The following is a 12,835-nucleotide window of genomic DNA, read 5'->3' as shown; positions in this document are numbered from 1 at the left end:
AGAATTTCTCTTGACGGATGAATAGAAGTCAGCCGTAAATTGTATTAGTTATCTACCGGAATATCACTGAGGCTAAGTTTTTCTTTTACCTTATATCTGCCTTCCTCTTTTTTTACGGTAATAACTTCCTGTTCGGCATCGTGCTCAAGAAACAGGTACCAATTTTGATCAACAGCCTTATCCAGAAATCTCTCTTTTTCTTTCAGCGTTTGAACGGGATACATATCGTAGCCCATCACCCAGGGCAGGGGCAGGTGCACATGAGTGGGCAGGAGGTCTGCCATAAAAACGATCGTCTGATCACCGACCGTAATTTTTGGTAACTGCTGACCGATGGTATGTCCGCTAACCGGCAGGGCGTCCATTCCTTCCTCATATTGATAATACTCGTCAACTACATTGAGTTTTTCCCATTCTGCTATGGGACGAATATTCTCGGGTAAAAAACTGGCTTTTTCGCGCGCATTGGGATCGGTAGCCGTTGCTAAATGCTTCTCTGTAACATGGTACTGCGCATTGGGGAAGGTATGGCGGAGGGAATCTTCTTCATCATAATAGGTTGTTCCCCCACAGTGATCGAAGTGTAAATGGCTGAAAATAAGGTCCGTAATATCCCCGGGTGCAAATCCGTGATGCTCTAGTGAACTGAGCAGATTGCTGTGGTTGTGATCCAGCTGATAGATATTCTCGTACTTCTCATTAAACTTGGTGCCGCAGCCGTTATCAACCAGGTACGTACGCCCGGTGCTTTCAGAAGTAATCAACAGGCAGCGCATGGCCATCAGGATGCGGTTCTTTTCATCCACATCAATATAGCGCGACCACAAAGTCTTGGGTACGACTCCAAACATGGCTCCGCCGTCGAGGCGGAAGCGGCCGGTTTCGATAGCATAAAGATGAAACGGTCCAAATGATAGCTCCGATAGATTCATTGGCTGAGAATTTCAGTAATTGCGAGTTTACATTACAGAAAAGAAGAAAGCTGGTAATATAATGTTTCACTGTAATATCACAGCTTTTCTAAAAGATTCTTCAGAAATACACGCATCTCCTTTAAATCTTTTTTCAAATTAACAGGAATTTCTTTTTCTGTTTCACCTGATTCCGCCTCTCGCTTAAGTGCTTGCTGAGCACCTTCCGTACTGTATTTTTTTTCCTGAATGAGCTCTTTAAGTTTTAAGATGGTTTCTATATCATCTTCTTTGTAGGTGCGATTTCCGGCTTTATTTTTTTTGGGACTGAGTTCATCGAAAACCGTTTCCCAGTAGCGCAGAACATGCGCATCTACATCTGTAATTTCACTAACTTCGCCTATGGAGTAATAAAGTTTTTTCATAGCAAATCTAAAAGCGTATCTTTATTGCTTATTATACATGATCTTAGGGATTTTGTCTAACTCTTTGCCATAAAATAAGTAAGAAAACATTGTCTGAACAGCAGCCGAACAAATCCGATATCGAATTAAGTGTCGTAGTTCCCCTGTATAACGAGGAACAGTCCGTCGAAGAGCTGGCCCGGAAAGTAGATGAAGCGCTGGCGGATGCTTCTAATTATGAGCTTATTTTTGTGGATGATGGTTCCACAGATGGTTCATGGAAGGAGATCAGGAAAGCGTGTCGCGACTCAGCATTAGTACGTGGAATTCGGCTCCAGCGCAATTACGGCAAAAGTTCAGCCCTTCAGGCTGGGTTCGAAGAGGCCTTGGGACAATATATCGCCACGATGGATGCAGACTTGCAAGACGATCCATTTGAGATTCCCGCTATGTTGCAGCAGTTGAAAGAACACCAATTGGATCTGGTGAGCGGATGGAAAAAGAAGCGTCACGATCCCATTACCAAAACCATACCGTCGCGTTTCTTTAACAGGGTAACGTCTTTTTTTACGGACATTGATCTCAATGATTTTAACTGTGGACTTAAGGTTTACCGGAGTGAGGTGATTGATCATATCTATCTTTATGGTGAATTGCATCGCTATATTCCCTTTTTGGCCAAGCTGGAAGGCTACGACCGCATTGAAGAGAAGGTCGTCAAGCATCATGCCCGGAAGTACGGGGAAACAAAATTCGGTATCTCTCGATTTATGCATGGCTTTCTGGATTTGCTTACACTGTTATTTGTTAATCGCTATTTGCAGCGCCCCATGCACTTTTTCGGAACCCTCGGTTTTTTATTGCTTTTCCTGGGAGGGATCATTAACGGCTATCTGACGATTGAAAAATTATTCTTCGGAGCTAACCTGGGTGATCGTCCGCTGTTGTTGTTTGGCGTCATGCTGATGGTTCTGGGCGCTCAGATTTTTTCCATCGGCTTTTTGGGAGAGCTTATCCAAAAACGCAATGAAAAACAGCATACCCCGAATATTAAAGAAATTTTATAAAGCTTATTCTAGCCAATGAGTCGCATTGCCTACGATCCGGTTAAAGACCGTTTTGCCAATATCATTCGAAACAGCCGTTTGTTGCGGACACTGTTTTATAAATTGCTCGATCTCTTTTTTCTGCGCAGCTGGTATGTAAGGCGTTTGCTTAAAAAATATGCCTCGGATATTGACCGGCAGGGAAAATGGCAGATGCTCGATGCCGGATCAGGATTCGGCCAGTACGATCGTTTTATCCTCCGCCAATTTTCCAATGTTTCAATCCGGGCTATCGATGTGAAAGCGGATTATCTACAGGATTGCCGGCATTATTTCCAACAAGCAATTAATGAGGGGCGTATATCCTTTGAGCAGAAAGACCTCCTGGAACTGGAATCTGATGCTGTCTTCGATTTTTCGACCTGTATTGATGTGCTGGAGCATATTGAACAAGATGTGAAGGTAATGCGCAATATCTGTAAGGCACTAAAGTCCGGCGGTTTTTTCTTAATGCATTCGCCCTCTATTTATTCAGAAGAAGATGCCGGTGATGAGGAATCGTTTGTTGACGAACATGCCCGTACGGGTTATTCAAAAGAAGATATTCAGGAAAAATTGGAGTCCGCTGGACTTACGCCGATAGAGGTGGCGTACACCTATGGCAGTAAAGGGCATTTGGCCTGGGAGCTGCTCATCAAATATCCGATGCTGTGGCTAACAAAAATAGGACTTTGGGCCCTGCCATTGATGGCCATTTATTATATAGTTACGCTTCCGGTGGGATTACTCCTGATGTGGCTGGATCTATTCGATGATAATGAAAAGGGGGGCGGCATTTATGCCCTTGCAAAAAAAGATTAAAAGGAGTACTTATTAATATTCTGTCAATGTGTTTAGGGTTAAATAAAAACAGGACCTGACAGCGTATCAATTGTTGATTCCTGTCAGCGTCTAGCGTCTTTTAGACAACGCTTTCAGGTCCTGTGGACGCTGACAGGTTGTTTAGAAGCTAACTCCTAACCCATTATCCTGTTAATTAAATTTTATTGCTATGAAAGGTTTACTTAAATCGATTTTAATCTGCACTGTGCTGATATCCGGAGTATCAATAGAATATGTTCTGGGTCAGCAAACGGAAGAAAAACCTGACTATTCAGCTTATTATTACCACAAAAAGAACCTGTTTGAGCAGCTGCCGAATGGGGAGGATGAAATTATCTTTCTTGGCGACAGCATCACCGATGGCAATGAGTGGGCCGAGATGTTTGGAAGCACCCGGCTTAAAAATCGGGGCATATCCGGAGATGTAACCGATGGAGTGCTCTACCGACTGAATGAAGTGACCGAATCAAATCCGGATAAAGTCTTTGTGATGATCGGCGTTAACGACCTGGCACGGGATCGTTCGGTGAATTATGTATTGGAAAATTATGAGAAGATCGTGAATAAAATAGAACAGGATTCACCGGATACTAAGATTTATATCCAAAGTGTGCTGCCGGTAAATGAGGATTTTGAGCAGTTTTCCTCCCATGTGGACAAGACGCCCGAGATTAAAGAAGTAAATAAGGGCTTAAAAAAACTGGCTGACCGGAAAGGACTTACCTATATCAATTTGTTTGACGATATGAGTACTGATAGAGATCAGCTAAATCCGGATTATACCGAGGATGGCCTGCATTTGAACGGCAACGGATATCTGGTATGGAAGTCAGAGATTGAGCAGTATCTGAATTGACTCAATAAAATAGATCAATCTTCCTGCCCTCGTGGAATAGAGCTCAATTCCACAGGGCATGTCCTCCTTCGCCAGAGGAATTCGTTGTTTGATATATTTGCTACGAATTATTTTATGAACCAATGTTATAAATCCCTCTTGGAGAAGAGGGATTTAGGGAGATTGAATCCATTTATAAGACATTATCCTCGATTTTAACCACTTAACGTATATTCAATAACCGCTAAATGCATAAATATAAATACAATTCAGTCACATGAATTCACCCCGACCGTATATTCTTGCTGAAACGAACTGGAAAACCGTGAAGGAACAATCCTACCAGGTGGCGGTCCTTCCCTGGGGCGCTACCGAGGCCCATAATTACCATATGCCCTATGCTACCGATGTCATCCAATGCGACCATGTAGCTGCCGAATCCGCTCGCAAAGCCTGGGAGAAGGACGCAAAGATAATTGTGCTTCCTACCGTACCTTTTGGGGTAAATACCGGTCAGCTGGATGTGGATTTGTGCCTGAATATGAATCCGTCTACCCAACTGGCAGTACTAAACGATATTGCCGATGTGCTGCATCGTCAGGGCATACCCAAATTGGTTATCCTGAACGGCCATGGCGGAAACCACTTCAAGCAGATGCTCCGTACCCTTTCCGTAGATTTTCCCGGGTTGTTTTCTTGTGCATTAAACTGGTATCAGGCAGCTGATGCCGAGGAGTATTTTGATGAACCGGGAGATCATGCCGGGGAGATGGAAACAAGTGCGATCATGCATATTGCTCCAGAGCTGGTACTCCCTCTTTCGGAAGCGGGGGAGGGAGCAGCCCGCAAATTTAAAGTGGATGGCTTAAACGAGGGGTGGACCTTTGTGCAGCGCGAGTGGACCCAGGTAACGGAAGACACGGGGGTTGGCAATCCTGTTGCGGCATCAGCCGAAAAGGGGGAGCAGTTTTTAGAAGCTGTAACCGATCGCATTAGTCAGTTTCTTGCTGATCTTGCCGTTACTGATAATGACTCACTCTATGAGTAAATGATCTTAAATACCCTTGTTTTATAGACTTGAAGGAGGGACAAAGCAACAGAGCATATCTAGAAAATTCAAATTTTAGTTTTAAAAAATAAAAGAAGTACTTAATTTTGGATAAATAACTCTTAAATATTGATTTCCGTCAATGCTACTGTCAAAATCTTGCGAATATGGCTTAAGGGCCACATTGTATCTGGCTTCGAGTTCCAATGAAAAATACATTTCCATAAAGAAGTTAAGCGAAAAGCTTGATATCTCATTCCATTTTCTTACGAAAATTCTTCAAGAGCTGACGGCCGCGGGCCTTTTGGAGTCTATGAAGGGACCCAAGGGAGGAGTAAGGTTATCTAAAGCAAGTGATGATATATCATTACAAGAAATCGTTGTGGCAATTGACGGGATTGAAATATTTACGGAATGTGTATTGGGGCTCCCTGGATGTGGGAGTGAAAAACCCTGTCCCATGCATAGCATGTGGGCGGAAACCCGGGATGATATAGAGAAAGTATTTAGAACAACCAGTCTGGCAGATATGTCCAAGAAGGGAAAACAAAATGATTTGCGCATTACACCGGATGGGAAATTTGTTTGGCAGTAATTGAAACTATTGCAATTATGCAGTTCCCTTCGATATTAGTAATGCAGGATTGCAATACTATTTAAATATCTGGCCAATTTATTCTTATCTGAAAAATTAAATTCACCTATAAAGCAGAAAAAAGAGGACTATTGAAAAACTGGCATGTTTATTGAGGTAATATATGTATAAAAGATAAAATACTCTTAAAAATTAAATTAATTATAAAAATTAATTGTACCTATGAAGATATCTAAAATAGTGGGATTAATGACTGTAACAATACTACTGCTTATTGGTTGTGAGGGAGGCTCGGATACAAATACGGAGGCCACAGCAAATAAGGAGGTGGAGCAGGAACTTACAGAGTTTGAAATGACAAATGGAATTGGTCCGGTTAACGAAGAAATTACAATTGATGAAATCGATCCTGAGTTAGCAAAAGAGGGAATGCAGGTTTTTGATATGAAGTGCGGGGCCTGTCATAAGATGGATAGTCGTTATGTGGGTCCGCCATTAGGAGGAATTATGAATACGCGTACACCCGCCTATGTAATGAATATGATCTTAAACCCTGAAGAAATGCTCGAAAAGCATCCTATTGCAAAATCAGTTGGATCAGAATATCCGACACGGATGACAAATCAGCAATTAACCAGAGAAAAGGCACGAGCTGTTGTAGAGTATTTGGCACAAGAATCACAATAAATAACCTCGAATAAATAACAATAAAAAGGTATAATACTATGAGTAAAATGTTAAAAAAATCTTTGCTGTGGCCGTTTGCGGTAGTAGCAGCAATAGGTTTTCTATCTATGGGATGTAGCTCAAACGGGGAATTTGGTTCCTCTTCTGATGCTGCAGAGAAGGTATATGTAGCCCCAGGAGAACACGATGAGTTTTACGGCTTCTTCTCCGGAGGATATAATGGACAGCTTGGGGTATACGGTTTACCCTCTGGGCGACATATTTTTACCATACCGGTCTTTTCGCAGGCTGCGGTAAACGGGTGGGGATATAATGAGGAGACCAAACCAATGTTTCAAACAAGCGATGGTTTTGTACCTTGGGGAGATGCACATCACCCTGAGCTTTCGCAAACGAATGGTGAAACAGATGGACGCTGGGTCTTCATCAATGAAAACAATACTCCCCGAATTGCACGAATCGGACTGGATGAATTTCGAACACAAGAGATTATTGAGATACCCAACTCAGCCGGTAACCACGCTTCGTCGTTTGTAACACCGAATACCGAGTATGTTACTGCCGCAACGCGCTTTAGTGTACCGATGGATGAAGATAATCTCCAGAACATGGATGTGAGTATTGATAGTTATAAAGATAACTTTCAGGGGACAATTTCATTTATCAAGGTTTCTGATGAAGGACATATGAATATTGATTTCCAGATCAGGATGCCCGGTTTCAATTATGATTTAAGTCATTCGGGCAAAGGTCCTTCTGATGGTTGGGCATTCTTTACCTCATACAACAGTGAAGAAGCACACACGATGTTAGAGATCAATGCCTCGAAAAATGACAAAGATTATATCGCGGCTATTAACTGGGAAAAAGCGGCTGAATATGCTGCTAACGGTGAAGGAAAGATGATTCCTGGTGAACATTATCGCAATTATATTGATCATGAAGAGGGAGGAGTTGCCAAAAGCGAACTGATTGAGGAAGTTCGGGTGCTTGATCCCCGTGAGCTTGATGGGCTCGTTTACTTTCTGCCCACCCCCAAGTCTCCCCATGGAGTAGATGTCGATCCATCTGGCAGGTATATCGCTGCCGGCGGTAAGCTTTCTACCGTCATTCCGGTACATTCCTTCGATAAAATGATGACGGCTATCGAGAATGAAGACTTCGAAGGCGAAGAACAGGGCATTCCCGTATTGAATTACGAATCTATCCTGCATGGAGAAGTAGAAAATCCAGGTTTAGGTCCATTGCATACAGAGTTTGATGATAAGGGCAATGCCTATACTACCGCTTTTATTTCTTCAGAAATTGTAAAGTGGGACGTTGAGACACTCGAAGTTGTTGACCGTATCGATGTGTACTATTCTCCCGGTCACTTAATGATTCCTGGGGGAGATAGCCAAAATCCTGACGGTAAATACTTGGTTGCATTGAACAAGATTACTAAGGATCGTTACCTGCCAACAGGACCTGAAATGTTCCACTCGGCGCAATTAATTGATATCTCTGGCGAAAAAATGCAGTTGTTGCTTGACTTCCCCACCGAGGGTGAGCCACACTACGCACAGGGCATCGCGGCCGAAAAGGTCAAAGAGAATCAAAAACGATTCTATGAAATCGAAGGTAATAATCATCCTCATGCTGCTAAAAGCGAAAAAGAAACACGTGTGGAACGTGATGGCAACGAAGTACATGTTTACATGACCACCATTCGAAGTCACTTTGCACCCGATAATATCGAGGGTATTAAAGTGGGCGATGAAGTGTATTTCCACGTTACAAACCTCGAGCAGGACTGGGATGTACCGCACGGTTTTGCAATGAAAGGTGCCAATAATGCTGAACTGCTTATTATGCCGGGCGAAACTATGACGTTGAAGTGGGAGCCCAAAAAAGTAGGGGTCTTCCCATTCTACTGTACCGACTTCTGCTCGGCGCTGCACCAAGAGATGCAGGGTTATGTACGAGTATCTTCTGAAGATTCTGATGTAGAAGTATCCTATAGCACAGGTCAATCTTAAATGACCTCAATCCCTGTGGAAGAGAGGATGAAACCTCTCTTCTTCTTATTTCATAATAGTAGTAATTTTCCTTCATTCTTGGCTTAATATAATGGACACAAAAAAAAGAATTTCGATGGGAGTAGCGGCGCTAATACTGATTGGCGTTTACTTTGTACCCATTTGGAGCATTAGCATGGATGCGCCACAGTATCCCGAGGGAATTGGCATGAATATTACTGTGGATAATATCCAGGGAAAGGAAAAGAATGATTTGCAAAATATTAATGGATTGAACCATTATATCGGGATGAAAGAAATTAACCCTGATTCTATCCCTGAACTTAAGATCATGCCTTTTATATTCGGCTTTTTGATTATAAGTGGTGTGGTTATTGCAATAGTAGGAGATAGGAAATGGATTCTGTTCTGGCTTGGAATCTTTGTATTGCTGGCCATTGCCGGACTGGTAGATTTTTATATCTGGGGATACGATTATGGTCATAATTTAAACCCCGATGCCCCGATTAAAGTACCGGGCATGACGTACCAGCCACCGCTTTTGGGTAGCAAGCAATTACTGAATATTAATGCCACTTCGCTGCCGCATATTGGATTTTATATCTCACTACTATCAATGGGTATAGCCGGCACGGTATGGTGGAAAAGCAAAGAGGATTGATAAAAAAGAGGTCTGTTATAATGTATCTCTATAAGATTATTAAAATTATTGCTGTTGCTGGGTTGTTTCTTTTGGCAACAGCCTGCAGCCAGGAACCGGCGGTGATTCACTACGGTAGTGACGAGTGCGCGCATTGCAAGATGATGATAACGGACGAGCAGTTCGCTTCCCAAATCGTAACAGATAAGGGAAAGGCGATAAAGTTTGACGCCATCGAATGTATGGCAGTCTATCAGCGAGAAAATGCCGATGAATTGCAAGGAGCAATACGGTATGTGAGCGATTATAATCAGCCGGGTAATTGGATTAAGGCCGGAGAGGCACAGTTCGTGAAGAGTGAGGTGATAAACAGCCCGATGGGCGAATCGCTACTGGCTTTTCCATCGGAAAAAGAAGCCCGGGAGCATGTGGCTGAAAAATCCGGAGCATTGTTAAAATGGGCGGAGGTGTCCCAAATAGAAAGGTAGCATTGAAGCTGCAAGTTGGTACTGTAAATTGAGTTACAAATAAGGATTGAGGCTATGAGATTATTAAAATTAACAACCATGCTGTTTGTGGGGCTGATGCTATCGATGCCTATCTCTCGGATTTCGGCTATCCAGATAACTGTTGCCAAAGACGGTGATATCACTTCTGTACAGACAGGAATTGATCAGGCTCAACCAGGCGATACCGTGTTTGTTAAAGAAGGGCGCTATATTGAATACGATATTCGCATAAACAAAAGAATTACGTTATTGGGAGAAGAAAATGCCATCATCGACGGTGATGAACAGGGCTTTGTTGTGGTTGTGGAAGCGGATAGCGTAGTAATAAAAGATATTGAAGTTCATAACAGCAAAGCCGGTTTTATGGACGATTATGCTGGAATTGTGGTTGAATCGGCGCATAACGTCCGCATTGAAAATGTGAAGCTGGTGAATAACTTTTTTGGGATTTATCTGGCTAAATCTGAGGGAACAGTCCTGAAAAACAATCATATTACGGCATCATATCAGCGTGAAACCAACTCCGGCAATGGTATCCACCTTTGGTACACAAAAGACGTAGAAATTACGGATAACTATATCTACGGTCATCGCGACGGACTTTATTTTGAGTTTGTTGACGGGGCTACTATTTCCGGTAATATCAGTGAGGGGAATATCCGTTACGGAATCCATTTTATGTATTCGGATAATTGCCGGTACGAAAATAATACCTTCCGTGATAATGGTGGCGGGGTGGCGGTCATGTACACTTCTAATGTAGAGATCATTAATAATCGGTTTGCGGACAACTGGGGTTCATCTGCTTATGGAATGCTGCTGAAAGAGATAAACAGAAGCGTAATTAGAAATAATACTTTTGAAAATAATTCAGTGGGACTCTATATGGAAGCATCCAGCAGAAATGATATAAAAGATAATACGTTCAGCCAAAATGGATGGGCGATTCAGCTGATGGCAAATTCTACTGACAACCTATTTAGTAAGAATAATTTTATCGCCAATTCCTTTGAAGTATCAACAAACAGCAGGATGAACTATAGCAATAATTTTGATAAAAATTACTGGAGTGAGTATGAAGGATACGATTTAGATCGTGATGGAGTAGGGGATGTGCCTCATCGTCCTGTGCGATTGTTTTCCATACTGGTAGAAAAACAGCCAGAATCGTTGCTGCTACTACGAAGTCTGCTTATCGATCTTTTGGATGCTGCCGAAAAATTTATGCCGGTCCTTACTCCCGAAACGCTTATTGATTCTAAACCGAAAATGGAGCCTGTTCTATGATTACAATAAAAAACTTACGTAAAGATTTTGGATCTCGTACGGTCCTTAATGATATAGAGTTACAGATTCCGGCAGGACAGGCTACCGGTATCGTAGGACCGAATGGTTCGGGAAAGACCACCACGATTAAAACTCTGCTGGGACTGGTAAAGCCAACGGCAGGAAATATTTTAATCAATGGAGAGAACATAGAAGGGCAGTGGGATTATCGTCGAAAGATCGGTTATATGCCACAGATAGCCCGTTATCCCGAAAATATGACGATCAGAGAACTGTTTGATTTCATCAAAGATATGCGTGGAAGCCCCACAAATCGGGATAAGGAGTTGCTCGAGTATTTTGAGCTCGATAATGATATTGACAAGCGCATGCGGACACTTTCCGGTGGAATGCGTCAGAAAGTAGGAGCTATTCTGTCCATGATGTTTGATCCGGAAATCCTGATTTTTGATGAGCCCACGGCGGGACTTGATCCAAAGTCGAGCGTACAGTTTAAGAAGCTGGTTCATGAAGAGAAGGACAAAGGAAAAACAGTACTGTTGACCTCCCACATTATGAGTGAGATAGAAGAATTAACCGATCATCTCATATTTATTGTAGAAGGAAACATTCGATATGATGGTCCCATGCATAAACTGATGGAACGGCAAAAAGAACAGCGACTCGAAGGTGCTGTGGCTAAAATGATGGAGGAAACAGCAGCATGAAAACACTAACAATTTTAAAATACCAATGGAAAGATCTTCTTCGAGGGAAGTGGATTGTGGGCTATGGACTCATTTACCTGCTCATTGCCGATGCTATGATTCGTTTCGGTAGCGCGGGTCCCAAGGCATTGCTTAGTGTGTCAAATATAATGCTGTTGCTTATACCGCTGGTAGGGATGATCTACGGTGCACTCTACCTTTATCAGTCTCGAGAATTTACCGAACTTTTGTTGGCCCAACCGATTGATCGCTCCTCTTTTTTCTGGGGGTTGTTTGGCGGACTTAGCGTTCCGTTGGCGTTGGCTTTTGCAGTGGGAACGGCACTGCCAATGATTTATACCGGTATGATTTTATCGGCCAACCTATCGTCAATTTTACTGGTTCTTTTACTAGGTATTGTGTTAACGATTCTGTTTACAGGACTTGGTTTTTGGTTCGGCCTATACTTTTTCGAAGATCGGGTAAAAGGGCTTGGTTTTGCTTTGGTCAGCTGGCTTTTCCTGGCGGTGCTTTATGACGGATTAGTACTGTTAGCCATTTTTACCTTTGGAGATTATCCCATTGAAAAACCGATGCTGGCACTGGCATTAGCAAACCCAATAGATCTGGCTCGAATAACTGTATTACTTGAATTCGATATTTCTGCACTCATGGGATATACCGGCGCGGTGTTCAATCGATTTTTTGGGACCATGCTTGGGATAGGGGTGGCGTCTGCCAGCCTTCTGGTCTGGATGGGCATTCCGCTTTGGAGAAGTCAGCGTCAGTTTAACAGGAAGGATTTTTAGGAATGAGCTGCATGTAAATATACAACCGAAACAGCACTTTTGAGTTGAAAACACAACTTATAAAATCAAATAACACTTAAATATTGAAAATGAAATTATGAAAACTGGTACACAATTAGTAACCGACATTATGGGAACAAAAATTAAAAATCCTACAGGAGAGGAAGTGGGAGTTATTCAGAACGTAATGATTACTCCTCAGGATGGAGCGATTACATATATCGTTTTGTGCTATGCCAACTTTATCGGAAAAATAAATCGTCATTTTGCTATTCCCCGTCGGTGTCTGGAGATCAAAAATCCCGATACATTCTCTTTCTACTTCGAGATAGATGAAGAAATACTGCTTAGCGCTGCGGGATTTATACCTACAGGTACATCTCATAGTACCGAGTGTGTTTATGAACTCTTGCAGGGAACCACAGATTTCATCCCCAAATATTTCAACTGATTATCTGCTTAAAATTCCAGCTTTAGT

At 42.5% G+C, this 12,835-nt stretch carries 15 protein-coding genes; 13 read left to right on the top strand and 2 right to left on the bottom strand.

Going from position 1 to position 12,835, the window contains the following annotated elements:
• Window positions 1-44: 44 nt before the first annotated feature.
• On the bottom strand, window positions 45-932 hold the full coding sequence (locus ABEB05_RS06815) for an MBL fold metallo-hydrolase (protein WP_265788698.1): 888 nt from the start codon (window positions 930-932) through the stop codon (window positions 45-47).
• 77 nt (window positions 933-1,009) lie between these two features.
• Window positions 1,010-1,336, bottom strand: coding sequence for a MerR family transcriptional regulator (locus ABEB05_RS06810; RefSeq protein ID WP_265788696.1), 327 nt, complete (start codon window positions 1,334-1,336; stop codon window positions 1,010-1,012).
• Window positions 1,337-1,425: 89 nt separating this feature from the next.
• On the opposite strand from ABEB05_RS06810, the gene ABEB05_RS06805 reads away from it, so the two are divergent.
• The 13 genes from ABEB05_RS06805 to ABEB05_RS06745 all read left to right on the top strand — a co-directional run bounded on the left by ABEB05_RS06805 (window position 1,426) and on the right by ABEB05_RS06745 (window position 12,808).
• Window positions 1,426-2,382, top strand: a complete 957-nt coding sequence (locus ABEB05_RS06805) for a glycosyltransferase family 2 protein (RefSeq protein WP_265788694.1) — start codon at window positions 1,426-1,428, stop codon at window positions 2,380-2,382.
• Between the two features lie 15 nt (window positions 2,383-2,397).
• Window positions 2,398-3,222: a class I SAM-dependent methyltransferase gene (locus ABEB05_RS06800; protein WP_265788692.1), complete on the top strand. Its 825-nt coding sequence runs from the start codon at window positions 2,398-2,400 to the stop codon at window positions 3,220-3,222.
• 226 nt (window positions 3,223-3,448) lie between these two features.
• On the top strand, window positions 3,449-4,099 hold the full coding sequence (locus ABEB05_RS06795; RefSeq protein ID WP_265788690.1) for a GDSL-type esterase/lipase family protein: 651 nt from the start codon (window positions 3,449-3,451) through the stop codon (window positions 4,097-4,099).
• Between the two features lie 256 nt (window positions 4,100-4,355).
• A complete protein-coding gene (locus ABEB05_RS06790; RefSeq protein ID WP_265788688.1) occupies window positions 4,356-5,126 on the top strand; it encodes a creatininase family protein in 771 nt (256 codons plus the stop codon).
• A 142-nt stretch (window positions 5,127-5,268) separates the two neighbouring features.
• A complete protein-coding gene (locus ABEB05_RS06785; RefSeq protein ID WP_265788687.1) occupies window positions 5,269-5,721 on the top strand; it encodes an RrF2 family transcriptional regulator in 453 nt (150 codons plus the stop codon).
• Between the two features lie 222 nt (window positions 5,722-5,943).
• Window positions 5,944-6,408, top strand: a complete 465-nt coding sequence (locus ABEB05_RS06780; RefSeq protein WP_265788685.1) for a c-type cytochrome — start codon at window positions 5,944-5,946, stop codon at window positions 6,406-6,408.
• 38 nt (window positions 6,409-6,446) lie between these two features.
• A complete protein-coding gene (gene nosZ, locus ABEB05_RS06775; protein WP_265788683.1) occupies window positions 6,447-8,426 on the top strand; it encodes a Sec-dependent nitrous-oxide reductase in 1,980 nt (659 codons plus the stop codon).
• Window positions 8,427-8,517: 91 nt separating this feature from the next.
• The gene (locus ABEB05_RS06770; protein WP_265788681.1) at window positions 8,518-9,087 is read left to right on the top strand and encodes a hypothetical protein; all 570 of its coding nucleotides are present in this window, start codon (window positions 8,518-8,520) and stop codon (window positions 9,085-9,087) included.
• Between the two features lie 20 nt (window positions 9,088-9,107).
• Window positions 9,108-9,554 carry a nitrous oxide reductase accessory protein NosL gene (locus ABEB05_RS06765; RefSeq protein WP_265788679.1) on the top strand — a complete coding sequence of 149 codons (447 nt, stop codon included), beginning with the start codon at window positions 9,108-9,110 and terminating at the stop codon, window positions 9,552-9,554.
• A 54-nt stretch (window positions 9,555-9,608) separates the two neighbouring features.
• Complete coding sequence (nosD, locus tag ABEB05_RS06760) at window positions 9,609-10,862, top strand: nitrous oxide reductase family maturation protein NosD (RefSeq protein ID WP_265788677.1); 1,254 nt, start codon at window positions 9,609-9,611, stop codon at window positions 10,860-10,862.
• Complete coding sequence (locus ABEB05_RS06755) at window positions 10,859-11,569, top strand: ABC transporter ATP-binding protein (RefSeq protein ID WP_265788676.1); 711 nt, start codon at window positions 10,859-10,861, stop codon at window positions 11,567-11,569. Before nosD ends, ABEB05_RS06755 begins: the two co-directional genes overlap by 4 nt.
• Window positions 11,566-12,357, top strand: coding sequence for an ABC transporter permease subunit (locus ABEB05_RS06750; protein ID WP_265788674.1), 792 nt, complete (start codon window positions 11,566-11,568; stop codon window positions 12,355-12,357). Before ABEB05_RS06755 ends, ABEB05_RS06750 begins: the two co-directional genes overlap by 4 nt.
• A 97-nt stretch (window positions 12,358-12,454) precedes the next feature.
• Complete coding sequence (locus ABEB05_RS06745; protein WP_265788672.1) at window positions 12,455-12,808, top strand: PRC-barrel domain-containing protein; 354 nt, start codon at window positions 12,455-12,457, stop codon at window positions 12,806-12,808.
• Window positions 12,809-12,835 lie beyond the last annotated feature (27 nt).

Origin of the sequence: Fodinibius salicampi (genome assembly GCF_039545095.1) — a bacterium.
GTDB lineage: Bacteria > Bacteroidota > Rhodothermia > Balneolales > Balneolaceae > Fodinibius > Fodinibius salicampi.
This window is presented reverse-complemented; position numbering and strand designations above follow the sequence as displayed.